The following is a 24,773-nucleotide window of genomic DNA, read 5'->3' as shown; positions in this document are numbered from 1 at the left end:
CGAAACGCGCTTCACCGGGCCGGTAACCGCATCAACTCTTTTGTTTGGTTCATATCGTGCCCCAAAACCGGTTTTCACTTTTGGGCGACATGCATTAAGTCCAGATTAACCCTGATATCTGTGGCAGGCTAACAGCCTGTCCAGTGATCAGCACCTCACATCGCTGCATTTCCCATCGACGCCGGCACAGGTTAAGGTTTCGAATCGTCCTGATTCCGTCATTCTGCCAGAAGGTCAAGCGCCTCTCGCATGATTCGCATCAAAAAAGCGAATCAATTACCCGACTTAGAGGCGTCGATTCGATGCGCAGCACGTTTCAACTTCACTCTTGCGCAGGTTTCAACCTACACGCGTCCAGCCTTGCCCGAGGACACGCCGAACCCTTCGATCAGCGCTTCCGTTGCCTGCACATCACGAAATTGCGCCTGAATCTCGACGAGATGCCGGTAGTTTTCGTCTGTGGGATCGCTGGCGAGCGCTGCTTCCGCCTGCTTGAGCTCCTTATGTAAGGTGCGCGCGCTGCGCTGCAAGTGCAGCGCCTGGTTGAAGGCGTCACGGGCATCGTCAAGGGCGGCGGTTTCCAGCGCCGGCCATTGCCGGGCGCGTTTGATCAGCATCACCGCCCGCTCCCAGATATCGCTGCAGCCGGCGCGCTGGATCGTGGCGATCACCGCGTCGCGGTCATTGGCCATGTCATGCGCCATGGCGTCGAGGATGGCGGCGTGCAGCCGCTGCAGATCGGTGTTGGCGAGATCGAGGAACTCGACATGGGCGAAATTCTCGTCGATCAACGCGGGATGGTTGACCAGCGCCACGATGATCGTCGCCTCCCGCACCGACATCATCTCGCCGCCGCGCTTGACCATGGCGGAGCGGCCGAGGCTTTCGGTGATCGCGGCGCGCGCGCCAACGCCGCTGCCTTTCGCGAACTGCCCGCCGGGTGCGGCCGTTTTGCCCTGCCCCGGTTTCCAATCCTGACGACCCTGGCGGGCACTGCGCTGCGAGCCGAAGAAGTTCAGCACGCGCTCGCGCATCTCCTGCTGGTAGTGGTAGCGCAGGCTCTCGTCGCGGATGCGGCTGGTCAGTTCGCGCAGCGTCTTTTCCAGCTCCGCCCGCCGCTCCGGCGTGTCGAAGACGCCGCCTGCCGTCTCGCGCATCCAGAGCAGGTCGGCCAGCGGCCGCGCTTCGGCAAGCACGGCGCGAAAGGCGTCCGGCCCTTCGGCCTTGACCAGATCGTCGGGGTCCTTGCCCTCGGGCAGCAGGGCAAAGCGCGCCGAGCGTCCCGGCTGGATCGACGGCAGCGCCATGTCGGCCGCCCGCCATGCCGCCTTCAGCCCGGCCTGGTCGCCGTCGAAGCAAAGCATCGGCTCGGGCGCCATGCGCCACAGAAGTTCGAGCTGGTTTTCGGTGAGCGCGGTGCCGAGCGGCGCCACGGCATTTTCGAAGCCGGCCTGCGCCAGCGCGATGACGTCCATATAGCCTTCGACGGCAATCACTGTACCGCCCTTTGCGAGCGCTTTGCGGGCGCGGGCGAAATTGTAGAGCACATTGCCCTTGTGGAAGAGCTCGGTGTCGGGCGAGTTCATGTATTTGGCCAGCGCATCGGCGGCCAGCGCGCGGCCGCCGAAGGCGATGATCTTTCCACGCGAATCGGGGATCGGGAACATGATCCTGTCGCGGAACCAGTCATAGGAGACCGGGATGTCGTCGCCATGGCGCACCAGCCCGCAGGCCTCAATATCGGCCTTGGGCACGCCCTTGGCGGCAAGATGCTCCTTCAGCGCGTTGCGGCTGTCCGGTGCAAAGCCCAGCCGGAACGATTGCTGTGTCGCCGGCGTCAGCCCGCGGTCGCGCAAATAGGCGCGGGCTTTCGCCCCTTCCGGACCCTGCAGCCGCTCCTGGAAGAACGCGGTCGCCATCTCCATGACGTCGGTCAGGCTGGCGCGTTCCTTCTCGCGCTGTTCCTCCCGTTCGTCGCGCACCGGCATCGGCAAGCCGGCCATCTCGGCGATCTTCTCGACCGCTTCGGGAAAACTCATGCCGTCGAGTTCGGTCAGGAACTTGAAATGATCGCCCGACACCGAACAGCCGAAACAGTGGTAGCGGCCTTTCTTGTCCTCGCAGTGAAAGGACGGGCTCTTCTCGCCATGGAAGGGGCAGCATGCCCAGTAATCGCCGCGCGACGCGTTGGTCTTCTTCCTGTCCCACGCGACGCGCTGGCCGATAACCGATGAAATCGGCACACGGTCGCGTATCTCGTCGAGAAAGGCGGGCGGAAAGCGCATCGGGGAACTCGTTTCCCCAACATATAATCATGCCGGCGAAATCCGACGACCCCGAATACCGGCCATACCCAGTTTCCACAGGCAAAAAGAAAGGCGGCCGTTGCCGGCCGCCTCCTTTCAAGCTCCAGCAGTGCGCTGGTCAGGCTTACTGCGCGGCAATGGCGCCGAAGATGATGCCGGACAGGATGCTCACCAGCACGTAGTCGTTGCCGACGCGGATCCATTCCTGGCCGCGGCCGGGACGATGCAGGCCATATCGGCCATAGTCGCGGATCGGCTGGTGCTGCCTCCAGCTGGAATATTTCTGGCCATTGCGCCAATGGTTCCGCTTCACGACTACCTTCTTTTCGAAACGCTTATGGATCACGCGCTTCTGGATGACACGCTTCTTGACATCCCTGTTGGTGGGCTTCTGCCAGTCGACGTTGGTGTAGTTCGACTGCGGTGCAGCCGGCGTGTTCATCGGTGCGGCCTGGCCGGCAAGCGAAGTCGCGGCCAGCATCGAGAAAGCGAGGGCGGAAAGAACAATGCGGTTCATAACGGGGCTCCTTGGATGTTGATGCCCAGGGAATAGCGCCCGAAGGATGAACTGAAACTGAACGTCAGAATTACAATTATGTAATGAAATCATTCGCTTATATCAGATATGTGAAGATCATCATAAAGGTTGTCGCCAAAAGCGCGTCAAACTTCGCCAATCCACTGCCGTGCCATGAACCCGCCGTGCTGTGATCTGCGCGTCCGTCTATTTTCCGACACGGCCTGTCGCGTCGCGACGGCCCCTTGGAATCGACAAATTTTATTATCCGGCTAAAATATTCCAGCTAATATAAGCGACTGTCATGACCATGATTCGCACCCTCGTTGTCCCCTCCAGGCGTCGCGCTATCAGCATCGCGCGTCCTGTCCGCATGCAGGCGCCGACATGAGCGGTTCGGTCGTTCTCCTGCATCTGGCCGGCGCCGTGGCGCTGATGCTGTTCGCCACCCGGATGGTCAAGACCGGCGTCGAGCGCGCCTATGGCGACGTGCTGCGCCACCGGCTGCGCGCCACCATGCGCAATCCGATCATGGCGGTGCTGGCCGGCTGCGGCCTGTCGGTCGCGCTTCAGAGTTCGACCGCGGTCACGCTTCTGGTCGGCTCCTTCGCCGGCGCCGGCATCGTGTCGGGCATGTCGGGCCAGTTGGCGGTGCGCGGCGCCGAAATCGGCTCGGCTCTGGTGGTCAAGCTCTTGACCTTCGATCTGACGCTGCTGGTGCCGATCTGCCTTGTCGCCGGCACCGTCATGTTCATGGCGACCGAGCGGCGCGACTGGCGCCAGTCCGGCCGCATTCTGGTCGGCATCGGCCTTTTGCTTCTGTCGCTGGAGATGATCGGCCAGGCGTCCGAGCCGCTGCGCCAGAGCACGCTGATGCCGCTCATCGTCAACTACTTCTCCGGCGATTTCGTCACCGCCTATCTGCTTGCAGCCCTCATCACCTGGCTGTTCCACTCCTCGATCGCCGCGGTGCTGCTTTTGGTGACGCTGGCCGGCCGCGGTTTCATCCCGCCGGAACTCGGCATCGTGCTGGTGCTCGGCGTCAATCTCGGCTCGTCGATCATCGCGCCGCTGCTCACCCGCAACGCCGAGCCTGGCGTGCGCGTCGTGCCGATCGGCAATCTCTTGATGCGCGGCATGGGCTCGCTGGTGATGCTGATCCTGTTCATGACGCTGAAGCCGCCGGTGGCCTTCCTCGGCGCCACCGTGCCCGACCAGATCGTCAACGCCCACATTCTGTTCAATGTGCTGATCCTGCTCGCCGGCCTGCCGCTGGCCAGTCTGGTCTATCGCGTTTCGGAGAAGATCGTGGCGATGGGCACCAAGTCCGAACCGGCCGCAGCTCTCGACGTCATCGAGCTTTCCGCGCTCAACGACAGCGCGCTGGACGTGCCTAGCCAGGCGCTGGCCAATGCCACCCGCGAGGTGGTGCGGGTCTGCGAAACGGTCGAGATCATGCTGAAGCGCATCATCGAACTCTACGAGAGCGCCGACGCCGACAAGATCAAGGCGCTGGCCGCACTTGACGACCGTGTCGACAGGAAGCACGCGGCGATCAAGCTCTATCTGGCCAAACTGACCAGGAACTCGCTCACAGAGGACGAGGCCCTCCGCTGCCAGGAATTGATCGGTGCATGCGTCAAGCTCGAGCAGGTCGGCGACATCATCGTGCGCAACATGCTGGTGCATGTGAAGAAGAAGCTTGAGCGCGGGCTGGAGTTCACGCCCGAAGGCTGGCGCGAACTCAGCGCCTTCCATGCCTCGGTGCTGGCCAATGCCAGGCTCGCCTTCAATGTGCTGGTGTCCCGCGACCCCGAGGCCGCGCGCCAGCTGGTGCTGGAAAAGGACCGACTGCGCGACCGCGAGAAGGAAACCAGCGCCAGCCATTTCGTGCGCCTGCGCGACGGCACCGCCAAGAGCGTCGAGACCAGCTCCATCCACCTCGACACCATCCGCGACCTGAAACAGATCAACTCGCTGCTGGCGTCGATGGCCTACCCGGTGCTGGAAGAGCGCGGCCTGCTCGGTGGGTCGCGGCTGAAGGCCAGCTGAGTCCGAACAAGCGCCTGCTGCGGCGAAATTAGTCTTTGCGCGCCCAGCCCTCCCTCGGCTAAGCATCGGGTCAGTCCACCGGGAGGATAGTCTTTGGATACCCATTCGCGCAGCTTCGCCAAGGCGCTATCGTGGCGCGCCACCGGCACCATCGACACGATGATCATCTCGCTCGTCGTCACCGGCAGCATCAAGCTTGCCGCGGCCATCGGCGCCACCGAGGTCGTCACCAAATCCTTGCTGTATTACCTTCATGAGCGGGCGTGGCTGAAAATCCCCTACGGCAGGAAGAACGCCGCTTAGACTTGGCGGGTGCCGCCAGCTGGAATGGGCGGGATCAAGAAAACCTAAAGCGGCGTCGACAATTTCTGCGTTGCCGGCAAGCGCCATCCATGATTTGAGGCGACCTCGTCTCAGGATCGCTTCCGCGCCATGCTTCCGCTCATTGCCCTGTTCATCGCCGCCTTCGCTTTCGGCACCACCGAATTCGTCATCGCCGGTGTATTGCCGCAAGTGGCCGATGGTCTGGGCGTTTCGATCCCGACCTCCGGTTATCTCGTCTCCGGCTATGCCGGCGGCATCGCGGTTGGCGGGCCGCTGCTGGCGCTCGCCACCAAAGGCTTTTCCCGCAAAACCCTGCTGCTTTGCCTGACCGTCGCCTTCACCATCGGCCAGGCCGCTTGCGCGCTGGCGCCCGACTTTGCCTCGATGCTGCTCCTGCGCATTGCGGTCGCCGTCGCGCACGGAGCCTATTTCGGCGTCGCCATGGTGGTGGCCGTCGGCCTTGTGCCCGAGGACAAGCGCGGCATGGCTGTCGCCGTCATCCTCTCCGGCCTCACCGTTTCCAACGTCATCGGGGTGCCGGCCGGCACCGCGATCGGCAATCTCTGGGGCTGGCGCGCCACCTTCTGGGTGATGTGCGCGCTTGGCGTAGTAGCGTTTGCTGCGATGGCCGCCCTCTTGCCGCACAAAACGGGCGCGTCGAGCCCGCCAGCCAACCTTGGCCACGAGGTGCGCGTCCTAGCACGCCAACAAGTCTGGACCTCGCTGATCCTGATGCTGATGCTGATGATCGGCCAGTTTGGCCTGTTCACCTACATCACCCCGACCTTGCTTGAAGTGACCCATCTCGACGAAAACCTGATCCCCTGGGTGCTGCTGCTCAACGGCGTCGGCGCCACCATCGGCGTCTTCCTCGGCGGCAAGCTTTCCGACTGGAAGCTGATGCCGTCGCTGATCACCATGCTTGCCCTTCAGGCGGTGATGCTTGGCGTGATCTATGCCGTCAGCCCCTACCCGCTGCCGATGGTCATCGCCATCGTCATTTGGGGTGGCCTCAACTTCGCCATTGGCACGCCGATCCAGACCCGCATTCTGGCCTGGACGGCGGACGCCTCCAATCTCGCCTCCTCGCTCATACCGTCGGGCTTCAATGTCGGCATCGCGCTCGCCGCATCGCTGGGTGCCGCCATGCTCAACGCCGGCTATGGCTATCGCAGCCTGCCGGTTGTGGGTGCCGCGGCCATGTTGGTCGGGGTGGCGGTTGCGCTGGCCTCCTACATCTGGGAAGGGCGCAGCCGCTCAGCGCCGCCGCTGCCGGCCGCGGCGGAGTAGCAGGCGCTACAGATCGATCCGGAACAGCAGGCTCTCGGCGCCGCCATAAGCGACGTCCTTGATGAACGGGCCAACCAACCGGCCGCCATTGGCCAGCACCACCTTCTGCGAGGCTGGATTGTCGAGATCGGTGGTGAGCTCGACATAGTCGAGGCCGACCGCTCTCGCCTCGGGAAGCATCAGCCGCAGCGCTTCGGTGGCATAGCCGCGGCCGCGCTTCCACGGCACCACGGCATAGCCGATATGGCCGAGCACATGCGACGGCAGCGCCGACGTTCCGGGCTGCCAGCGAAAGCCGATCGAGCCGGCGGCCTCGCCGTCCCAGATCCAGCGGCGGAAGCTCGGCAGCCGCGGCACGGTCGTGCCATCGGGCAAGGCGATCGGCGGCCCCTTCGCCTCGGGATCGTCGAGGCTGGCAAGGAACGCCACCGGATCCGCCTCGATGGCGGCAAGCTGCTCGCGCGTCGCTTCCTCAAGCCGCACATTATCCGGCGACCAGCCACGCTCGAGCGCCGCCTTGTAGGACAGCAGATGTTCGAGCGCGGGTTTGACGATTTCGATCATGATTCTCAATGCATGGAACCGGGAAGCAGGGCGACGGCGAGACTAGGCAAAGCCTCCGGCCTGGAAACGAACTTCGCCCTTGTTGAGAAAACATGCCTTGTCGAACAGCGACAGATCCAGCGGGTTCGGCAAGCGGACGTCGCTGATATCTGGACAGGACTTGATCCGCGGATCGTATGATCGATCGATCTGGGAGATGAAGACCATGATCAGCCCTCGTTCCCGGGCAAATGACTTCAGCGTGCGAACCTGGGCCATCAGGTCGGGGTTTTCACGTTTCTGATCGAGCAGTTGCAGATAGTCTATGACCACCAGCGTGCCACGCGGCGCCGATCCCAGTTTGCCTATGATGTAGTCGGCGCTGACGGCGTCGGAATTGTCGAATTCGAACAGGCCGCCGAACTGCGCCGGGTCCGCCCCGATGGCGCGAAATCGGTCCAAAACGTCTCGCTCGCTGTACTCCAAGGTAAAGAATACGCCGCGATTGCCCGACCTCATGGCCTCCAACGCGAGCTTGAGGCTCATCAGGGTCTTGCCCTGGCCCGGCCGCGCCCCCACCAGAACCAGGTCACCGGGCGCCATTTGCGCAAACAATTTGCCGGCAGGCGTCGCTGCGGAGGCTTTGCTCGCAAGCAAGCTCCAGTTGTCGAAACCTTCCCTGGCTGCAATGCGGTCAAGCGCTTGGTGAAGGGGAATATTGTCTTTGCGCGCCAAGAGTTTGGCTTCACGCTTCAGATGGTAGACCGGCGCTGACAACCTCATCGAAAAACCTCCTATTGCGAGCAATCTTCGCAACCCCTCCTTATGCTTGGTGCTCGAACAGTCGGTTTTGATGATCGCATGGCCCCGCATGATCAATGCTTCCCGCTGGAGGGAGGAGGCGTGGGCGCGCCGGAATCAGATCATAGCTGAATCTTTGCCGATCGAAAATGCGTCGCCATACGGCAAGACGCTGCAAGACGCCTTGAAGGCCGGCTGCTACTGCAGCAGGCCTTTGACGATGCCGCTTGCCTTGCCGAAGTCCATCTGGCCGGCATATTTCTGCTTCAGCGCGGCGATCACCTTGCCCATGTCCTTCTGGCTGGCGGCACCCGTGGCTGCAATCGCCTCGCGGGCCGCCGCAGCCACGGCCGCATCGTCCAGCTGCGTCGGCAGGAAGCCGCGGATGATCTCCATCTCGCCGCGCTCCTGGGCCGCCAGTTCCGGCCGCTTGCCGTCTTCGAACGCCTTGGCCGATTCCTCGCGCTGCTTCACCATCTTGGCCAGTATCTGCAGGATCTCCTCGTCGCTGGCGGGCTCCTTGCCCGAGCCGCGATTGGCGATGTCGCGGTCGTGGATGGCGGCCTGGATCAGCCGCAATGTCGGCAGCCGGTGCTTGTCCTGCGCCTTCATCGCGCTCTTCAGGGATTCGGCGATTTTTGCGCGCATGATGCTTTCTCCTTCGAACGGCGCGGACAATAACCGTGGCGAACTCGTAAAGCAAACGCGCCAAGCCACTGATATCGTTCGACGAAACAAATGCCCGCCGATTTGGCCCGGCATCATTGACCGCTCTGGCGCCTTCCCCTATGTACTCGGCCTTGCATAAGACAATGAATTGATGCGCGCAGGCTCGAGAAATCGGCCGCGCCGTTTGCTGCGCAGAACCATCGAAGCGCGCAACCTGACAGGAGCGCCGCCATGGCCGAGATGACGCCCGCGTTGACCCCCGCCTGGGCAACCGAAAAGCCGACTGCCCTGCTGGTGCTGGCCGACGGCACCGTCATCGAGGGTCGCGGTCTTGGCGCCGCCGGCTCCGCCGTCGCCGAAGTCTGCTTCAACACCGCGCTCACCGGCTACCAGGAAATCCTCACCGACCCGTCCTATGCCGGCCAGATCGTTACCTTCACCTTCCCGCATATCGGCAATATCGGCACCAATGACGAAGACATCGAGGACTTGAACCCGGTCGCCCGCGCCGGCGCCGTCGGCGCCGTGTTCAAGGCCGATGTCACCAACCCGTCCAACTACCGTGCCGCCGGCCACCTCGACCAGTGGCTGAAGAAGCGCGGCATCGTCGCGCTCTCCGGCATCGACACCCGCGCGCTGACCGCGCTGATCCGCGAGAAGGGCATGCCCAACGCCGTCATCGCGCATGCGCCCGACGGCGTCTTCGACCTCGACGACCTCAAGCGCCGCGCCGCCGCCTGGTCGGGCCTCATCGGGCTCGACCTCGCCAAGGAGGTCACCTCCGGCCAGTCGTCGGTCTGGCGCGAAACGCCCTGGGTGTGGAACGAAGGTTTTGGCGAACAGGCCGAACCGTCCATGCACGTCGTCGCCATCGACTACGGCGTCAAGCGCAACATCCTGCGCCTGCTTTCCGGCCTCGGTGCCAAGGTCACCGTGGTGCCTGCCAGCACCGGTTCGGAAGAGATCCTGGCCATGCAGCCCGACGGCATCTTCCTCTCCAACGGTCCCGGCGATCCGGAAGCCACCGGCGATTACGCCGTGCCGGTGATCCAGGACCTGCTCAAGACCGACATTCCGGTGTTCGGCATCTGCCTCGGCCACCAGATACTGGCGCTGGCGCTGGGCGGCAAGACCGCCAAGATGCACCAGGGCCACCACGGCGCCAACCATCCGGTCAAGGATCATACCACCGGCAAGGTCGAGATCGTCTCGATGAACCACGGCTTTGCCGTCGATGCCGACTCGCTGCCGGAAGGCGTCGAGGAAACCCATGTCTCGCTGTTCGACGGCTCGAATTGCGGCATCGCGTTGACGGGACGCCCGGTGTTCTCGGTCCAGCATCATCCCGAGGCTTCGCCAGGCCCACAGGACTCCCACTACCTGTTCCGCCGCTTCGTCAATTTGATCCGCGAAAAGCGTGGCGAGGAATTGCTAGCCGAGCGGACCTGAGCCTCTACGCCACCGGCCGGCCTTCGCTTGCCTCCAGAATGGCGAACCATTGCTGGCGGTCGAGGCTGATTTCCAGCGCCTTGACCATCGCCAGATGCCGCTCGGTTTCATCGTTCCGGAGGCGCGCAGCTGCCGTCGAGCAGGCGCCAGGCGCCGAAGACCAGGCGCGCCACAGCGATACTCCCGTCCCTGGTCAGCGCAATGCGGCTGACGTGCCTCATACCTGTGCTCCATCTTCCGCAACACCGGTGGTGACATTTGCCCGGGCCGTCGGCCGCGCCACTTTCGTCACAAAGACGATGACTGCAAGCGTCAGGAAGCACGCGCCGAGCAGATAAGGCGCGCCGCCAAAGGTCACCGGCGCATTCGGCCCGGTGAACCAGGAAAAGATCGCGGTGTAGAGCAGCGGCGTGATGATCGAGGTGATCGAGAAGATCGAGGTCATCGCGCCCTGCAGCTCGCCCTGCGCCGAAGGCGGCACCTTGGCGGCGGCGAGGCTCCTCAGCGGCGGATCGGCCAGCGCTTCCAGGCAGCCGACAACGATCACCGCATAGATCATCCAGCCTTGTGAGGCGAAGGCATATCCAAAGGCGCTGGCCGCGGTGAATGTCAGGCCGATCACCGCCGTCCTCCATTCGCCAAGTTTTGGGATCACGCGCGGCAGCACCGTCGCCATGACGATCGCCCCGCACAGGCCGAAGGCGCCGAGCGAGAAGCCGATCTGCTGCTCACTCCAGCCATAGCGGTAATTGGAGACGAACGACCACACCGCCGGATACATCATGTGGCCGAGCGTCATCAGGAAGAAGGCGAGTCCGATCCACCCGATGCCCTGGTATTGGCGCATCTGCATGAGCGTGCCGACCGGATTGGCGCGCTTCCATTCGAAGCGGCGGCGGTGCTTCTGCTCCAGCGTTTCCGGCAGGAAGAACAGCGCGATCAAAAAATTCACGAAGGCAAGCCCGGCGGCGAAATAGAACGGGACGCGCGGCCCGAACGTGCCGAGCAGCCCGCCCAGCACCGGCCCGATGACGAAGCCAACGCCGAAGGCGATGCCGAGCAGACCAAAGTTCTTCGCCCGGTTCTCATCGTTCGAAATGTCGGCAATGAAGGCCGATGTCGTGGAATAGCTGGCGCCCGAAATACCAGCCAGCACGCGGCCGATGAACAGCATCGGATAGGACCAGGCGATGGCGCAGATCAGATTGTCGATGGAGAAGGTCAGCACCGAGGCGAGCAGGATCGGCCGCCGCCCGAAGCGGTCGCTCAATCCGCCCATGATCGGCGCGAAGAAGAACTGCATCGCCGCATAGACGAAGAACAGCCAGCCGCCTTCGATCGCCGCTTCGCTGATGCCGACGCCACTCAACTCCCTCAAGAAAGCCGGCAGCACCGGCATGATCATGCCGAAGCCGATAATATCGAGCAGCAGCGTGGTGAAGACGAGCGCAAGGCCCCGCCTGGCGGTTTTGGGGTCGATCATGATGGTGCCTGCTCCCTGGGCCGCCTTTGGGCGAAGGCGGGCGCCCCTTATAGGCGAGGCGTCATTCCGGAACAATAAGGGAACGCGCAGGAATCGCTGATCCTGACATTCCCTGACGGCAAGTTGGCGGTTGGTTTACGCTGGGAAGTGCGGGCCTGAGACAGTCTCGTCAGATTGGACCCGTCAGCGTGTTGCAATCCGACAGCTTGCCGCTCTTGTAGCCACGCGCCAACCAGGTCTGCCGCTGCTGCGAGGTGCCATGGTTGAAGCTTTCCGGAACGACATAGCCCTGCATCTTCTTCTGCAGCGTGTCGTCGCCGATCTGCTTGGCGGCGTTCAGCGCCTCTTCGATGTCGCCCTGTTCCAGAATGCCTTTCTGCCCGGTGAAGTGTGCCCACACGCCGGCGAAGCAGTCGGCCTGCAACTCGATGCGCACCGACATCTGGTTGGCTTCCGCCTCGCCCATGGACTGACGCATCTGGTTGAACTTGGGCAGGATGCCGGTGAGGTTCTGCACATGGTGACCGACCTCATGGGCGATCACATAGGCCTGAGCGAAATCGCCCGAGGCGCCGAACTGCTGGTCGAGCTGCTGGAAGAAGGTGGTGTCGAGGTAGACCTTGTGGTCGCCGGGACAATAGAAGGGGCCGGCTGCCGTCGAGGCGGAGCCGCAGGCCGAGCGGATCTGGCCACTGAACAGCACCAGCTTCGGGTCCTCGTACTTCAAGCCCTGTGACTGGAAGATGCCGGTCCAGGTCTCTTCGGTCTCGGCCAGCACCGTCGCCACGAACTGCTTCATCTCGTCGGAAGCAGGCGTGCCGGCACCCTCGTCCTGGCCGCTGCTGTTGTCGGTGATCTGGCCGCCGCCCCCCGGCAGCACACCGCCGCTGTCGCCGCTGCCCAGGATCTGCGACGGATCGAAGCCGAAATACCATCCGGCCAGCACCACAAGGATGACGAGCAGGATGCTGCCGCCGCCACCGGTGCGGCCGCCGATCGGGACGCGGAACTGGCCAGGGCTGCCGCCGCCGAAACCACCGCCGCCGCTGTCGCTGCGCTCGTCCTCGACATTGTCACTCTGACGGCGGCCCTTCCAGAGCATGGCAACTCCCCGTGATGCAAAATTCCCGGCAGACCCAGCCGATGGTATGGCCCGGTCCGACCCAACAAACGAATATCCCAATGGTTGCACCAAGTCACAGTATTTTTCGCGCCGCCGGCATCGCGGCTTCGCGCTCTGGTCGAGGCGGCCTGCGCGCTGTAGCATCCGGTTCGAACGGGGGGTATCAGGGGCTTGCGGACGATCGGTCGATTTCTGTTGCTGGCGGCGCTGCTGTGCCTCGGCCCGTGGCCGGCGTGCGCCGTGACGCTCGATTCCAGCGTCGCCGTCACCGACCCCGACACATTGCAGGCGCTCGAGCGTGGTGGTCTTTCCATCAGCCGCCTGCTCGGCCCGGCGCTGGGTCTCACGCGTGAGGTCGACAATCGCGGCCTGTTTTCGGTGCGTGCGCTGACCCCGGTGCGCAACGCCGTCAAGCAGGAGATCGCCGACGAGCCCGCCGGCAGTCCCGACCCCTATGTCGCCGCTATGGCGAAGACGAAGGACCCCAGCCAGAAATTCAACCCCAACTACATCGATGACGATGGCTCGACGCTGGACCTGACTGGCGTCGTCAACCGCATGGACCGCGGCTATCTCGGCCACACTGAATGCGGCGAGATCAGGCTGATCTACCGTTTCCATTATTCGGTGGCGGAGAAGCCGGCGAAAGGGAAGACGGCACAACGCATTTCGTCGCGCCTGCCGCTGACCATGAGCCTGGTCTTCAACGCCAAGCCCGGCGAGGCTCGCGCCCGCGCTTCGAGAGACCGTCCAAGCGCCCCCGCCGTGTCCTGTGCCGATGTGGCCAGGCGCTGGCTTGCCACCGGGCAAAAAGACCTTCCACCCGATCAGCTGGCAGCCTGGCTGCGCTCCGATGAAGGGCCGCTGTCCAACGCCATGCTGAATTCATCGCAGATCATGCGGCTCGAACTCAACATGCAGGTTCTCCGGCTATCGGCCTCGAGCCGGCGCGATTTCGGCGGCCACGCCGAATATCTCCTCAAGATTTTCAAATGGGACCCGGCGACTTCCACCTTCCAGGAATCGAAGATGGAGAACCAGATCGACAGGAAGGTCGTGCTGGCCAACCGGCCGGCCTTTGCCAAATGGTTGCTCACTGACCGCAACATCTACGACCTCGATCGCGGCCGGCTGGTCATCGACGACAAATTCCTGGCGACCAGCGCCGTCTCGGTCGCGCCCGGCGGCATGGCCAGATCGCAAAACAACATCGCCTATGGGCTGCTTGAGGATGCCGATATCGAAAAGGCGCTGAAGGACTATGTCGCCAGGGGCAACGAACTGCGAAGCGTGAAATCGGTGGCCGGCTTCAATTTGCGCCTCAATGATATGACCTGCACCGGCTGCCACCAGACGCATGGCATTGCCGGCTTCCACTATACCGGCGCCGATCCGGCGAGCGAGCCGCGCCGCAACGCTGTCTTCGTACCGGGCTCGGCGGTGTTCTTCGCCGACCTGCCGCGCCGGCGCGCCATCGTCGAGGACTTCGCCGCCGGCAGCCATCCGGATTTCTCCCGCGGCTTCGCCGCCCGTCCCGATGCCAAATACGCCGAGGCGCTGAAAGGCACCGACCTCTACAATGGTTGGGGCGCGATCTGCTACAGCGGCGAGGATGCAAGTTTCAAGGACTGGAGCTGTGGTGAAGGCCTGCGCTGCGCTGGCGTCCATGAAAGCGCCATCCATCCTGGCTTCGGCACCTGCGTCAGCGAGAAGGGCACCGCCGTCGGCGATCCCGTCGAGTTCGGCGAGATCAAGATGTCAAAATGGGGCAGCGACCAGTATTGCCGCCTGTCACCGGCCACCGCAAAGGCTTGCGCCATCGATCCTGCGCGCGACAAGAAACCGGTAATCAGGCTCGCCGGCTATGGCGCGGCGCGCCAGCGCTACGACAATCCCGAGCAGAAGACCGGCGGCTTTCCCGGCGGCATGCTGCGCAAGGCGAGCTGCGACAAGCTTCCGGACGAGGCAAGCTGTGGGCGGCTGGCCAAGACCGGCTTCAACGACTGCATCGCTTCGGGCAAGGACCACAAATTCTGTACCAAGGAATTCACCAAGACCGCCGGCCTGCGCGCCTGCGACAAGGCGCATCCCTGCCGCGAGGACTATATCTGCACCGCCGGCTACGACGATCTGGCCGAGGCCAAGCACGGCAAGGGCACCTGCATTCCGCCCTATTTCATCTTCCAGTTCCGCGTCGACGGCCATCCGCGCAGCTGGGTACAGGATGTGAGCGAAGAATAAGCAGCGCGTTGGCGCTTGCGAGCGAGAACTCAAATCTTCTGCTTGGCGCCCGCGCTTTTGCCATCCGAGCTTTTGGAGCGTTCCTCGAAACGCGCGGCGCCCTTCTTCAGCGGCCGGCCGGTTTCGGCCTCGGTCTTGCTCGTCCTTTGCAGCTGCCTGCTTCAATCCCCTGGCGGCCTGCTTGCCCTTCGCGGTCGGTGCCTGTTCGACGCCCATGGTTTTCCTCCTTGGCGCGCAACAATCGCGCGCGACGCCGGGAGCAACGAGCCTGAGGTGCAGAAGGTTCCCGTGGACTTTGGTTCGAGGCTGGCAAGGCTCAGCGCGGCGCGATCATCGCTTTGCGGAAGGCTTCCAGCGTCTCGGCGCTGACATGATGCTCGATGCCCTCGGCATCGATGCGCGCCGTCTCGGCGCTGACGCCGAGCGAACGCAGGAAGGCTTCAACCGTTTGGTGACGGATGCGGCTTTCCTCCGCCACCTTGCGGCCGGCATCGGTCAGGAACACGCCGCGATACGGTTTTCTGGAGACCAGCCCGTCGGCACACAGCCTGGTCAGCATCTTGGCCACCGTCGGCTGGGCGACACCAAGCCTTGCCGCGATATCGACCTGACGCGCCTCATTGCCGTCCTCGATCAGGTCGGCGATCAGCTCGACATAATCCTCAACCAGCGCGCTGCGGCGCGCTTCGCGCGTCTGCCGGAAGCCTTCGGAATGGACATCGGCATCCGGAAGCGGCTCTTCGCGTCGAACCGGTTTGTGCTTCAGCGCCAATACGCGCTCCTTCCTGGCTTTCGACAAATCAATCCGCCTTTGCCATTCATAGCACAGGCTTAACTGTTCCAGCCGTTTATTTGCATTCCATGGCAGGCGCAACCGGCGTTTGTGATCACCCCTGCGTGTCCATTGGCTGCCCTCACAAGAAGCACATACAATGAAATATAGCCTATTGCATAATGTTGAGCCCTGGCATAGATAGGATGGCAGATACCAATCCATTCAGTGGAAAACCATACATGTCCGAAGCCGACGCAACCGTGGGATCAACCTGGCGATTTGACAGGCCGGAGGACAATCCGCCCAGCCTGCGCGAGGTGAATTCGACGATCACGGTGCCGCAATCCGGCGTCTGGTTCCGCCGTCTGTTCGCCTTCATGGGGCCGGGCTACATGGTTTCGGTCGGCTATATGGACCCGGGCAACTGGGCGACCGATCTCGCCGGCGGCGCGCAGTTCGGCTACACGCTTTTGTTCATCATCATGCTGTCCAACCTGATGGCGATCCTGCTGCAGGCGCTCGCCGCCCGGCTTGGCATCGCCACCGGCCGCGACCTCGCCCAGGCCTGCCGCGCCTACTATCCCCGTCCCGTCAGTTTCGTGCTGTGGATCGCCTGCGAACTCGCCATCATCGCCTGCGACCTCGCCGAAGTCATCGGCACGGCGATTGCGCTGCAGCTTCTGTTCGGCATTCCGCTTATCGGCGGCGCCATGCTGACGGCGCTCGACGCCTTCATCGTGCTTTTGTTGATGAACAAGGGTTTCCGCTATCTCGAAGCCTTCGTCATCGCGCTTTTGATCATCATCTTCGGCTGCTTCGCCATCCAGATCTTCGCCGCCGCCCCGCCGGTCGGCTCGATCCTGCATTCGATGTTCGTGCCGTCGACGGAGATCGTCACCAACCCGGCGATGCTCTACATCGCCATCGGCATCATTGGCGCTACGGTCATGCCGCACAATCTCTATCTGCACTCCTCGATCGTGCAGACACGCGCTTATGAGCGGACCGAAAAGGGCAAGCGCGACGCCATCAAATGGGCGACGACCGACTCGACCATCGCGCTCATCCTGGCGCTGTTCGTCAACGCTTCGATCCTGATCGTCTCGGCTGTCGCCTTCCACGGCACCGGCCATCAGGACGTCGCCGAAATCGGCCAAGCCTTCGAACTCCTGTCGCCGCTGCTTGGCCTCGGCATCGCCTCGATCCTGTTTGCGGTGGCACTGCTGGCCTCGGGCCTCAACTCGACGGTTACGGCAACGCTTGCCGGTCAGATCGTCATGGAAGGCTTCCTGCGCCTGCGCATCCCGCAATGGGCGCGCAGGCTGCTGACGCGCGGCATCGCCATCGTTCCAGTGGTGGTCGTCACCGCGTTCTATGGCGAAAAGGGCACCGGCCAGTTGCTTGTCTTCAGCCAGGTGATCCTGTCGATGCAGCTTCCCTTCGCGGTCATCCCGCTGGTGCAGTTTGTCTCCGACAAGAAGAAGATGGGCAACCTTGCCATTCCGCGCGGCTTGGCGGCCCTCGCGTGGGTGGTCGCCGCGATCATCCTGGTGCTCAATTTCAAGCTGCTCTACGACACCGTCTTCGGCGTCGGCTGAGTTTCTTCTCGAGTAGTTCGCCGTTTCGCGGAAACGGCGACCTGCTCTATCTCTTTGTTTTAACGCAATTCCCAAGGGAAAGCGCTACGCGCTTTTCCCGGGAAAACCGTTTCACACCATTCCTGGAATTGCTCCGGACCGCGACAAACTGGCGGCTTGCGCTATCTTGTTCGCCATCATGACAAATGTCGAAGACGCCAGGAAATTCTATGCGCAGTTGATGGCGGCCAGTGCCGGCTCGGCCGATCCGCGTCTCGAACAGGCTTTCGCCACGGTGCCGCGCGAGGCCTTTCTCGGCCCCGGACCGTGGACGGTGGTTGCTGGCAGGGCGCTGATCACCGGCAACGGCAAGATCATGACGCCGAGCGCCGATCCGGTTCACATCTATCAGGACGTGCTGGTGGCGCTCGATGCCGACAAGGGCATCAACAATGGCGAGCCCTCCCTGCACGCCATGTGGATCGGCCGGATCGCCCCCAGACCGGGTGAGGCCGTCACCCATGTCGGCGCCGGCACCGGCTACTACACCGCTTTGCTGGCACGGCTGGTTTCGCCTGGCGCGGTCACCGCCTTCGAACTGGAGGCCGACCTTGCCGCCAAAGCGACAAAGAACCTCGAAACCTATGACAATGTCAGCGTCATTCACGGTGATGCCGTCACGAGCGATCTGCCGCCTTCCGACATCATCTATGTCAACGCTGGCGTCATCGCCTCGCCGGTTGCCTGGCTGCGAGCGCTAAAGCCCGGCGGCCGCATGATCTTTCCCTGGCGCCCGTCCCAGAGCGTCGGCCTTGCCGTGACGGTGACCCGCACCGACAAGGGCTTTGCCTGCGACCCGTTCATGCGCTCATGGTTCATCCCTTGCGTCGGCGCCTCGGTCGCCAACTCGGCGGCGAAAATCCCCGACCTCCAGCAAGCGGCGCGAAGCCGCTCCATCTGGCTGACATCAGACAGGGCGCCGGACCGGACCGCCACCGCTGTCATCGGCGACGTCTGGTTTTCGTCGCAGGCGCTTGGCGGCAGGCGACAGCGGCAATAGGTATTTTGCGTCGGCGAGCGGCGATTTTTTACCCGGGCCTGTCGGACTGCCGCCTGCCCGTCCGTCCTTGGATCGAAGTCCGGCCCGACGGCCCGGCCCAAAGAGAAGGAAAAATCCAATGAGGAAGATCATCGCCGCCACCTTCGTCAGCCTCGACGGCGTCATGCAAGCGCCAGGCGGTCCGGAAGAGGATCCGGTTGGCGGCTTCGAGTTCGGCGGCTGGACCTTCCATTATTTTGACGAGGTGGCGGGCGTGGCGATGGAAGAACTGTTCTCCAAACCCTTCGCGCTGCTGCTCGGCCGCAGAACCTACGACATCTTTGCGGCGTACTGGCCTTACCAGAAAGATCCGATCGGAGATGCCTTCAACCCTGCGACGAAATATGTGGCGACGCATCGACCGGACAGCCTGACCTGGGAGAACACGCAATGGCTTGGGGAAGATATCGTCGCGGCGTTGCGCCGCCTCAGCCAAGAAGACGGGCCTGATCTGCTCATCCAGGGTTCCGGCGAGCTGATCCAGACTTTGCTGGCCAACGGGCTGATCGATGAAATCCGGCTGATGATCTTCCCGCTGCTGCTGGGCAAGGGAAAGCGGCTGTTTGGCGACGATGCGATGCCGGCCGCCTTCAAGCTTGTCAAGTCGCAGGCGACAACCACCGGCGTCATCATGGCAACCTACGAACGATCAGGCGAGATCAAGGTCGGGTCGTTTGCCACGCAGGAGCCGTCCGACGCCGAGCTCGAGCGGCGCAAAACCTGGAAGTGAGTGGTTATTTCTCCCCGTCACTATACGGGGAGAAATGCCCGGCAGGGCAATGAGGGGCAGCGCTGACCTCGCCAATTGGACGAAAAGTCTGTTTATCTGAAAACGGATCGGTTCGCGCCGCCACTCATCCGCCTGCCGGCACCTTCTCCCCGTATGGTGACGGGGAGAAGGGGCGCACCCTCAAGCCGCCACAGCCCGCCGTGCCAGCCCATCCCTGATATACCGCGCAAACTCCTGCGCGGCCGGCGCTGCGCCGTACTTGGGCAGGTGCAGGTTGATCGAGAAATTCGGCAGCGGCGGCAGCCCTGAATCGGAAGGCAGAATGTCGAGATCGGCCGGCACGGTGGAGGCGAGCCATGTGGTGACTGCGAGGTCGGAGCGCACCGTCGCGGTTGTGGCGTCAATGTTACCGTTTTCGAACACGGTGCGCCATTCCAGCCCGTGTTCGTTCAGCGCCGACAGCACCACCGGGCGGAAGGCGCAGGTGTCGGCGACGATCGACACCGGCAGTGGTCGCTTGGCGCGGGCGACGCCGCCCTTGGCCCCGACCCAGACCAGCCTGTCGATGACCAGGCACTCGCCCGCCGACGGACCCACCCGTTCCTCGATGACGGCAAGATCGATGGTGCCGGCCGCAAGGGCAGCGGTAAGGTCCGGCGAGGCAGCACAGAGCAGCGATATCTCGACCCGCGGATAGGCCTCGGCATAGGCCTTCAGCACCGGCGCCAGCAAGGTGCCGACGAGATCGTAGGGCACGCCGAGCCGCACCTGGCCGGCCACGTCCGTGCCCGCCATCTCGGTCCAGATTTCGTCATTGAGGCCAAGCAGCCGCTTTGCCTTGCCGAACAGCCGCTCGCCGGGCCGTGTCAGCCGCAAGCCGCGCCGGTCGCGCTCGAACAGGCTGCAGCCGAGCGCCTCCTCCAGCCGCTTGACCTGCTGGCTGACGGCGCCTTGCGTCAGGTGCAGCGCATTCGCCGCCGCCGTCATGCTGGCCTTGTCGGCGACAGTGACAAAGGTGCGGATCAGCGCCGTGTCGAGGTTTCGGATCATGATTAGCATTATATATCCTAATGCCATGCATCGCAAACATTGCATTTACTGAAGCAGGCGGCGGTCTACCATGGGCCTTCGATGAAGGACGTCCCATGCTCCAGCCCATCCTGCCGCTTATCCTGTTTGCCTTCGTGGCCACCGCCACGCCTGGTATTGCCACGACCTTGTCCACCGCTTCGGGCGCGCAGTTCGGCTTTCGCCGCTCCCTGCCGCTGATGGCCGGCAGCGCCGCCGGCCTCGCCACGGTGACCGGTGCCGCCGCCGCCGGGCTCGCCGGCCTGCTGCTCGCCATGCCGTCGCTGCAGCTGGCGATGAAGATGATCGGCTCGCTCTATCTCATCTGGCTGGCCATCAAGATCGGCCGCGCCGGGCCGCCCAATCTCGATGTGACGATGGCCAAGCCCAACAGCTTCTTCGGCGGCGCAGGCATTCAGTGGATGAACCCGAAGGGCTGGGCGATGGGACTGGGCGCCGCCGCCTCGTTCGCAGCACTTGCTGACGGACCGGGACAACTGGCTTTGCTGCTCGGCTCGACCTTCGGCCTGACGGCTGCGATCTCGCTGTCCGTCTGGTGCGTGGCGGGCATGGTGCTGGCACGGCTGCTCAAGACCGAATGGCAATGGCGCGCGCTCAACATCGTGCTGGCGCTGGTGCTGGCGGCGTCAATCATTCCGATGTGGCGGGCTGCTTAATCTGTAAAGCTTACGCCAGCACCCCCACCCGGACCTGCGGTCCGACCTCCCCACAAGGGGGAGGTAGGGAGCGCGCCTTCTACCCTCCCCCTGTGGGGGTCCGAAGGACGGGCGAGACCCGTGACTCGCCCCGGCAAGTCGCGAACGAAGTGAGCGGGGTGGGGGTTCGCGAAAGCGAACCAGCCTCCTCAAGCCGCGTAGCGGGCCGCCGGCTTGTCGGCGTGCAGGCTGCCGTAGAAGGCTTGCCGGGCGCCGAGGAAGGCGTCGAGCTTGGCCGCATCGGCAAGCGCCGGCACGGTCACGGCTTCACCCCTGGCGAGACCTACAAGTGCCGCATCGACCATATCGTCGGCGCTCATGATAATTTCCTTCGGCAGGTTGTCGATATCGCTGCCGGCAAGCTCCCAGAAATCGGTGCGGGTCGCGCCCGGCAGCACCGCCTGGACCTTCACATTGGTGCCCGCGACCTCGCGGTGCAGCCCTTCGGTGAAGTTGACGACATAGGCCTTGGTGCCGCTGTAGATGCCGCCGAACGAGGTCTCATAGGCGAGCACCGAAGCGATGTTGACGATGGCGCCGCGGTTGCGCGCCAAAAGCCCCGGCAGCACGGCGCGGGTCAGGCGGGTCAAGGCAATGACATTGACCTTGATCATGCGCTCGGCCTCGTCGGCGTCGGCGGTCGCCACGATCTGCTGGCCGCCAATGCCGGCATTGTTGACCAGCAGCGTCACGCTGTCGTCGGCGGCGATCGCCTGCTCGACGTGGCGCACATCATTGTCGTCGGCGAGATCTGCGGCAATCACGCTGACCTTGCGCTTGTAGGCATAACGCAGCTTTTCAGCCAGTTCCTCGAGCCGGTCGGCGCGCCGCGCCACCAGCACCAGATCGTAGCCCTGCCCGGCCAGCCTGTCGGCGTAGACCGCTCCGATGCCGGCCGACGCGCCGGTGATGACTGCGGTGCCCTTATTGTCCTGTCCACTCATTGTCCTGTTCCTTTTTAGCTGCCCGGCGAGATGGGATGTCCCCGCTCGCCGCCTGATTTCCAATTAGTGGCATATACCACTATCTGTGAAATAGGTATATGCCACCATCTTGTCAACGGAGGCGGCAGAAACTATTTCTGCGGCAGGCTGGCGGCGCTTTTTGCCGGTGAGGAGTCGTGATGACCAAGACTGCGATGCCGGGATTTAGCCCTTGCAACAATGCCACGCTGCGGCGCGCCGCGCGCAAGCTCAGCCGCTTCTATGACGATGTGATCGCGCCTTCTGGCCTGAAGGGCACGCAATACGGCCTGCTCTACCAGATCTATGTCGGCAGCGAGCCGGCGATGGGCACCATAGCCGAAGAGATGGTCATGGATCTGTCGGCGCTCGGCCACACGCTGAAGCCGCTGATCCGCGACGGCTATATCGAGGCCTTCGCCGACAAGGACGATCGCCGCATCAAGCGGGTGCGGCTGACAACCCAAGGCCTCGCCAAGCTCGAAGAGGCGACGAAACTGTGGAGCACTGCCCAGCAGCGCTTCGAGGACATGGTCGGCAGGCAACGGGCGGCCGATTTGCGCGCCATGCTGGATGAAGTCGCGGAGCTGGATTACGAAGTACCACCGGCCGCCCCTTCAAGCTGAAGAAGCGGCCGGCGATCATGTCTGGAAACGGCATTACTCCGCCGGCATGGCGACTGGTCGTGCCGCCCAGCGGCCGGCCAGCACGACGCCGAGCCCGATAACCGGGAACACCGCCGCCACCACGCCGAGATCGGCCGGCACGCCGTAGCGCAACACCGCACCGCCGACCACCGCGCCCAGCGCCACGCCGAGATAGAGCGCCGAGGCATTGAGCGACAGCACGATCGGAGCGGCGTCTGGCGCCAGCTTGATGATGCGGCTGGCCTGCGCCGGCGGGAACGCCCAGCCGACGATGCCCCACGGCACCATCATGGCCATCAGCACCGGCCCGGCGATGTGCTGCGGCAGGAAGGTCGGGACGACCGAGAGCATCACCAGCATGGCCGCGCTCAGCGCCAGCGACCAGCCGACGGTGCGCGTCGCGCCGAAACGGTCGGCGGCCTGGCCACCGGCAATGTTGCCGATGACGGCGCCGACACCGAAGGCGAGCAGCATGCCGGGCAACGCAATCGGGCTGAGGCCCCCGCCTTCGATGGCCAGCGGTGCGACATAGGCAAAGACGGCGAAGGCACCGATCAGCGCCAGAGTCGTCGTCAACAGGATTGGCATGACGCCGGGGCGCACTGCTGCCGAAAGCCGTGCCCGTAGCGGCAGTCTGGTGCCGATGATGCCACGCGGCAGCCGATACCACAGGATGGCGCCGACCAGCGCGCCGAGCCCGGCAATGGCAAAGAAGGTGCCGCGCCAGCCGGCAAAGGCGGCGACCAGCGCGCCGAGCGGTGCGCCGAGCGCAACCGCCACGGTGGTGCCGCCGACGACCACGGCAATGGCGCGCGCCCGGTGATGGTCATCGACCAGCGCCACCGCCGTGCCTTGCGCGGTTGCGGCAAACAGGCCCGAGGACAGCGCCATGATGATGCGGGCAATGAGCAGCAGTTCGAAGGACGAGCTCAGCGCCGCAACCAGATTGCCGATGACGAAGAACGTCAGCGTCCAGAGGATGACGCGACGCCGGTCCCATTCACCGGTTAGCGTCGCCAGGATCGGCGTGCCGATCGCATAGGCGAGCGCAAAAGCGGTGATCAGCGTGCCGGCGAGCGGAATGGAAATGCCGGCGTCGGTGGCGATGTCGGGCAAGAGGCTGGAAATGACGAAGCCTTCGGTCGAGATCGTGAACGATCCGAGCGCAAGCCAGAAGAGGCGCTTGTCCATTGGGGGTGTCCTTAGTTCAAAACTTATTGAACAATTGGACATAACAGGGCATGATGTCAATGAAGATGGCCAAAAATAGCTGAACCCTGCTGACAGCCCTGTGTCAGGACAGCCATTGAGCCAATCGCGAAACGGAGAAACGCTGTGCATGCGCAGGACGAGATGGACGCGTTGAAATCGCCACCGACTGTGCTTAGTTTCGGGCCATGACCTTGCCGCACCCCAACACAGACCAGATCAGCCTGCCGATCGTGCTCGGCGTGCTTGGCGACCCGACCCGGCTCGCCATTGTGCGCTATCTCGCCAGCAAGGAAGGCGTGGCGCTGAACTGCAGCCAGTTCCTCGACCTCGGCTCGAAGACCAATCTCAGCTATCACCTGGCCAAACTGCGCGAAGCCGGCGTCACCCGCGCCGAAGTGGTCGGCACCAACCGCATGATCACGCTGCGCCGCGCCGATCTCGACGCCCGCTTCCCCGGCTTGCTCGACAGCGTCATCGCCGCGGCCGGCGACGACCCTGCCCTTCCGGCGGTCGGAGGCCACGACATCGAACTGCCGGCCTAGCCGGGTCCGAAGTCAAGTTCTGACGCTCCTAGCGCTGCCAAAAACCGATATGCGGGGCGAGAAGTTCCTCTTCCATCTCGGGGAATGGGCCGTGGATCTCGACCGGCTTCTGCCCGGAGGCGAGGACTGTGCGCGACGAGAGGTTCATCGTCGGATTCTTGGCGTGGTCGCCAGTCAGCGCGAGAAGCTTGGTCTCCTCGTAGCCATAGACCAGCCGGCCGATATTGGCCCAGTAGAGCGTTCCGGTGCACATCGCACAGGGCTCGCCGGTTGTGACCAGCGTGCAGGACCACAGGAATTCCGGCGGATAGGCGTCCGCGGCACGCCGGGAGAGTTCGGTTTCGGCGTGGCGCACGGTGTTGATGTTGCCTTGCCGCATCAGGATGCGATCGTCGGGGCCGACGAGCACACAGCCGAAAGGATGATGCCCATGCGCGGCAGTCTCGCGCGCGACGTCATTGGCGGCGCGGAGGTGGGCAACCATCTGGTCGCGGGTCATCGCCTGGTCCCTCCAAGGCTGTCTTGGGCAGATCTCCCCCCAGATGAACTCTGGAATGGCGTGGACGGTAGCAGATAGAGTGCTTCCGCAAAAGCCACAGGTGGGGCTGCCGGCTGTCCCGAACGATCTCAAGGGCTTGATACCGAAG

At 63.6% G+C, this 24,773-nt stretch carries 23 protein-coding genes and 1 pseudogene; 11 read left to right on the top strand and 13 right to left on the bottom strand.

The features are described from left to right. Positions 1-344: 344 nt before the first annotated feature. Complete coding sequence (dnaG, locus tag JQK88_RS01350; RefSeq protein ID WP_192260023.1) at positions 345-2,285, bottom strand: DNA primase; 1,941 nt, start codon at positions 2,283-2,285, stop codon at positions 345-347. A 145-nt stretch (positions 2,286-2,430) separates the two neighbouring features. Then, a complete protein-coding gene (locus JQK88_RS01345; RefSeq protein ID WP_203277260.1) occupies positions 2,431-2,823 on the bottom strand; it encodes an RcnB family protein in 393 nt (130 codons plus the stop codon). Positions 2,824-3,210: 387 nt separating this feature from the next. Between JQK88_RS01345 and JQK88_RS01340 the strand changes: the two genes are divergently transcribed. The 3 genes from JQK88_RS01340 (at position 3,211) to JQK88_RS01330 (ending at position 6,489) form a co-directional block, all read left to right on the top strand. Next, the gene (locus tag JQK88_RS01340) at positions 3,211-4,875 is read left to right on the top strand and encodes a Na/Pi cotransporter family protein (RefSeq protein ID WP_192260027.1); all 1,665 of its coding nucleotides are present in this window, start codon (positions 3,211-3,213) and stop codon (positions 4,873-4,875) included. Between the two features lie 93 nt (positions 4,876-4,968). Further along, the gene (locus JQK88_RS01335; protein ID WP_192260029.1) at positions 4,969-5,178 is read left to right on the top strand and encodes a DUF2061 domain-containing protein; all 210 of its coding nucleotides are present in this window, start codon (positions 4,969-4,971) and stop codon (positions 5,176-5,178) included. Positions 5,179-5,307: 129 nt separating this feature from the next. After that, a complete protein-coding gene (locus tag JQK88_RS01330; protein ID WP_203277259.1) occupies positions 5,308-6,489 on the top strand; it encodes an MFS transporter in 1,182 nt (393 codons plus the stop codon). Between the two features lie 6 nt (positions 6,490-6,495). On the opposite strand, the gene JQK88_RS01325 is transcribed toward JQK88_RS01330, so the two are convergent. From JQK88_RS01325 to JQK88_RS01315, 3 genes are all read right to left on the bottom strand, one after another. Beyond that, positions 6,496-7,053, bottom strand: a complete 558-nt coding sequence (locus tag JQK88_RS01325) for a GNAT family N-acetyltransferase (protein WP_203277258.1) — start codon at positions 7,051-7,053, stop codon at positions 6,496-6,498. Between the two features lie 42 nt (positions 7,054-7,095). After that, a complete protein-coding gene (locus JQK88_RS01320; RefSeq protein WP_192260149.1) occupies positions 7,096-7,815 on the bottom strand; it encodes a DNA helicase in 720 nt (239 codons plus the stop codon). A 216-nt stretch (positions 7,816-8,031) separates the two neighbouring features. Then, positions 8,032-8,481, bottom strand: a complete 450-nt coding sequence (locus tag JQK88_RS01315; RefSeq protein WP_142866940.1) for a GatB/YqeY domain-containing protein — start codon at positions 8,479-8,481, stop codon at positions 8,032-8,034. Positions 8,482-8,733: 252 nt separating this feature from the next. On the opposite strand from JQK88_RS01315, the gene carA reads away from it, so the two are divergent. Continuing rightward, positions 8,734-9,951 carry a glutamine-hydrolyzing carbamoyl-phosphate synthase small subunit gene (gene carA / locus JQK88_RS01310; RefSeq protein ID WP_203277257.1) on the top strand — a complete coding sequence of 406 codons (1,218 nt, stop codon included), beginning with the start codon at positions 8,734-8,736 and terminating at the stop codon, positions 9,949-9,951. 217 nt (positions 9,952-10,168) lie between these two features. On the opposite strand, the gene JQK88_RS01305 is transcribed toward carA, so the two are convergent. Beyond that, complete coding sequence (locus tag JQK88_RS01305) at positions 10,169-11,434, bottom strand: TCR/Tet family MFS transporter (RefSeq protein WP_192260043.1); 1,266 nt, start codon at positions 11,432-11,434, stop codon at positions 10,169-10,171. Positions 11,435-11,603: 169 nt separating this feature from the next. Continuing rightward, positions 11,604-12,536: a KPN_02809 family neutral zinc metallopeptidase gene (ypfJ, locus tag JQK88_RS01300; protein WP_192260045.1), complete on the bottom strand. Its 933-nt coding sequence runs from the start codon at positions 12,534-12,536 to the stop codon at positions 11,604-11,606. A 192-nt stretch (positions 12,537-12,728) separates the two neighbouring features. Between ypfJ and JQK88_RS01295 the strand changes: the two genes are divergently transcribed. After that, positions 12,729-14,798, top strand: coding sequence for a hypothetical protein (locus tag JQK88_RS01295; protein ID WP_203277256.1), 2,070 nt, complete (start codon positions 12,729-12,731; stop codon positions 14,796-14,798). A 29-nt stretch (positions 14,799-14,827) separates the two neighbouring features. Here JQK88_RS01295 and JQK88_RS35915 read toward each other — a convergent pair. Together JQK88_RS35915 and mntR are read right to left on the bottom strand one after the other, a co-directional pair. Beyond that, a pseudogene (locus JQK88_RS35915) lies at positions 14,828-15,014 on the bottom strand (hypothetical protein). A 100-nt stretch (positions 15,015-15,114) separates the two neighbouring features. After that, a complete protein-coding gene (gene mntR / locus JQK88_RS01290) occupies positions 15,115-15,570 on the bottom strand; it encodes a manganese-binding transcriptional regulator MntR (RefSeq protein WP_192260151.1) in 456 nt (151 codons plus the stop codon). 242 nt (positions 15,571-15,812) lie between these two features. Between mntR and JQK88_RS01285 the strand changes: the two genes are divergently transcribed. From JQK88_RS01285 to JQK88_RS01275, 3 genes are all read left to right on the top strand, one after another. Continuing rightward, a complete protein-coding gene (locus JQK88_RS01285) occupies positions 15,813-17,171 on the top strand; it encodes an Nramp family divalent metal transporter (protein ID WP_203277255.1) in 1,359 nt (452 codons plus the stop codon). Between the two features lie 178 nt (positions 17,172-17,349). Beyond that, a complete protein-coding gene (locus JQK88_RS01280) occupies positions 17,350-18,210 on the top strand; it encodes a protein-L-isoaspartate O-methyltransferase family protein (protein WP_203277254.1) in 861 nt (286 codons plus the stop codon). Between the two features lie 118 nt (positions 18,211-18,328). Then, positions 18,329-18,979: a dihydrofolate reductase family protein gene (locus JQK88_RS01275; protein ID WP_203277253.1), complete on the top strand. Its 651-nt coding sequence runs from the start codon at positions 18,329-18,331 to the stop codon at positions 18,977-18,979. Positions 18,980-19,159: 180 nt separating this feature from the next. Here JQK88_RS01275 and JQK88_RS01270 read toward each other — a convergent pair whose 3' ends face one another. Further along, positions 19,160-20,029: a LysR family transcriptional regulator gene (locus JQK88_RS01270; protein WP_203277925.1), complete on the bottom strand. Its 870-nt coding sequence runs from the start codon at positions 20,027-20,029 to the stop codon at positions 19,160-19,162. A gap of 95 nt (positions 20,030-20,124) precedes the next feature. On the opposite strand from JQK88_RS01270, the gene JQK88_RS01265 reads away from it, so the two are divergent. Further along, the gene (locus tag JQK88_RS01265) at positions 20,125-20,724 is read left to right on the top strand and encodes a LysE family translocator (RefSeq protein WP_192260057.1); all 600 of its coding nucleotides are present in this window, start codon (positions 20,125-20,127) and stop codon (positions 20,722-20,724) included. A gap of 188 nt (positions 20,725-20,912) precedes the next feature. Here JQK88_RS01265 and JQK88_RS01260 read toward each other — a convergent pair whose 3' ends face one another. Next, on the bottom strand, positions 20,913-21,707 hold the full coding sequence (locus tag JQK88_RS01260) for an SDR family NAD(P)-dependent oxidoreductase (RefSeq protein ID WP_203277252.1): 795 nt from the start codon (positions 21,705-21,707) through the stop codon (positions 20,913-20,915). Positions 21,708-21,886: 179 nt separating this feature from the next. Between JQK88_RS01260 and JQK88_RS01255 the strand changes: the two genes are divergently transcribed. Next, positions 21,887-22,351 (top strand): MarR family winged helix-turn-helix transcriptional regulator, encoded by a 465-nt coding sequence (locus JQK88_RS01255; protein ID WP_203277251.1) that lies wholly within the window; start codon positions 21,887-21,889, stop codon positions 22,349-22,351. A 33-nt stretch (positions 22,352-22,384) separates the two neighbouring features. Here the strand turns inward: JQK88_RS01255 and JQK88_RS01250 are convergent, their stop codons facing one another. Beyond that, on the bottom strand, positions 22,385-23,563 hold the full coding sequence (locus tag JQK88_RS01250) for an MFS transporter (protein ID WP_203277250.1): 1,179 nt from the start codon (positions 23,561-23,563) through the stop codon (positions 22,385-22,387). 206 nt (positions 23,564-23,769) lie between these two features. Between JQK88_RS01250 and JQK88_RS01245 the strand changes: the two genes are divergently transcribed. Next, complete coding sequence (locus JQK88_RS01245) at positions 23,770-24,126, top strand: ArsR/SmtB family transcription factor (RefSeq protein ID WP_112567379.1); 357 nt, start codon at positions 23,770-23,772, stop codon at positions 24,124-24,126. Positions 24,127-24,154: 28 nt separating this feature from the next. Here JQK88_RS01245 and JQK88_RS01240 read toward each other — a convergent pair whose 3' ends face one another. Next, a complete protein-coding gene (locus JQK88_RS01240) occupies positions 24,155-24,625 on the bottom strand; it encodes a nucleoside deaminase (protein WP_203277249.1) in 471 nt (156 codons plus the stop codon). Positions 24,626-24,773: the final 148 nt, after the last annotated feature.

The organism is Mesorhizobium caraganae, assembly GCF_016836705.1.
Lineage (GTDB): Bacteria > Pseudomonadota > Alphaproteobacteria > Rhizobiales > Rhizobiaceae > Mesorhizobium > Mesorhizobium caraganae.
The sequence above is the reverse complement of the archived record's forward strand: the minus strand, read 5'-3'. Positions and strand labels throughout refer to the sequence as shown.

Bases quoted from the DNA above. Each gene is read 5' to 3' on its own strand.
- dnaG (WP_192260023.1), bottom strand. From the start codon at position 2,285: ATGCGCTTTCCGCCCGCCTTTCTCGACGAGATACGCGACCGTGTGCCG.
- JQK88_RS01265 (WP_192260057.1), top strand. From the start codon at position 20,125: ATGCTCCAGCCCATCCTGCCGCTTATCCTGTTTGCCTTCGTGGCCACC.
- JQK88_RS01325 (WP_203277258.1), bottom strand. From the start codon at position 7,053: ATGATCGAAATCGTCAAACCCGCGCTCGAACATCTGCTGTCCTACAAG.
- JQK88_RS01255 (WP_203277251.1), top strand. From the start codon at position 21,887: ATGACCAAGACTGCGATGCCGGGATTTAGCCCTTGCAACAATGCCACG.
- JQK88_RS01315 (WP_142866940.1), bottom strand. From the start codon at position 8,481: ATGCGCGCAAAAATCGCCGAATCCCTGAAGAGCGCGATGAAGGCGCAG.
- JQK88_RS01345 (WP_203277260.1), bottom strand. From the start codon at position 2,823: ATGAACCGCATTGTTCTTTCCGCCCTCGCTTTCTCGATGCTGGCCGCG.
- carA (WP_203277257.1), top strand. From the start codon at position 8,734: ATGGCCGAGATGACGCCCGCGTTGACCCCCGCCTGGGCAACCGAAAAG.
- JQK88_RS01285 (WP_203277255.1), top strand. From the start codon at position 15,813: ATGTCCGAAGCCGACGCAACCGTGGGATCAACCTGGCGATTTGACAGG.
- JQK88_RS01320 (WP_192260149.1), bottom strand. From the start codon at position 7,815: ATGAGGTTGTCAGCGCCGGTCTACCATCTGAAGCGTGAAGCCAAACTC.
- JQK88_RS01245 (WP_112567379.1), top strand. From the start codon at position 23,770: ATGACCTTGCCGCACCCCAACACAGACCAGATCAGCCTGCCGATCGTG.
- JQK88_RS01275 (WP_203277253.1), top strand. From the start codon at position 18,329: ATGAGGAAGATCATCGCCGCCACCTTCGTCAGCCTCGACGGCGTCATG.
- JQK88_RS01240 (WP_203277249.1), bottom strand. From the start codon at position 24,625: ATGACCCGCGACCAGATGGTTGCCCACCTCCGCGCCGCCAATGACGTC.
- JQK88_RS01250 (WP_203277250.1), bottom strand. From the start codon at position 23,563: ATGGACAAGCGCCTCTTCTGGCTTGCGCTCGGATCGTTCACGATCTCG.
- JQK88_RS01330 (WP_203277259.1), top strand. From the start codon at position 5,308: ATGCTTCCGCTCATTGCCCTGTTCATCGCCGCCTTCGCTTTCGGCACC.
- JQK88_RS01280 (WP_203277254.1), top strand. From the start codon at position 17,350: ATGACAAATGTCGAAGACGCCAGGAAATTCTATGCGCAGTTGATGGCG.
- ypfJ (WP_192260045.1), bottom strand. From the start codon at position 12,536: ATGCTCTGGAAGGGCCGCCGTCAGAGTGACAATGTCGAGGACGAGCGC.
- JQK88_RS01270 (WP_203277925.1), bottom strand. From the start codon at position 20,029: ATGATCCGAAACCTCGACACGGCGCTGATCCGCACCTTTGTCACTGTC.
- JQK88_RS01260 (WP_203277252.1), bottom strand. From the start codon at position 21,707: ATGAGTGGACAGGACAATAAGGGCACCGCAGTCATCACCGGCGCGTCG.
- JQK88_RS01340 (WP_192260027.1), top strand. From the start codon at position 3,211: ATGAGCGGTTCGGTCGTTCTCCTGCATCTGGCCGGCGCCGTGGCGCTG.
- JQK88_RS01305 (WP_192260043.1), bottom strand. From the start codon at position 11,434: ATGATCGACCCCAAAACCGCCAGGCGGGGCCTTGCGCTCGTCTTCACC.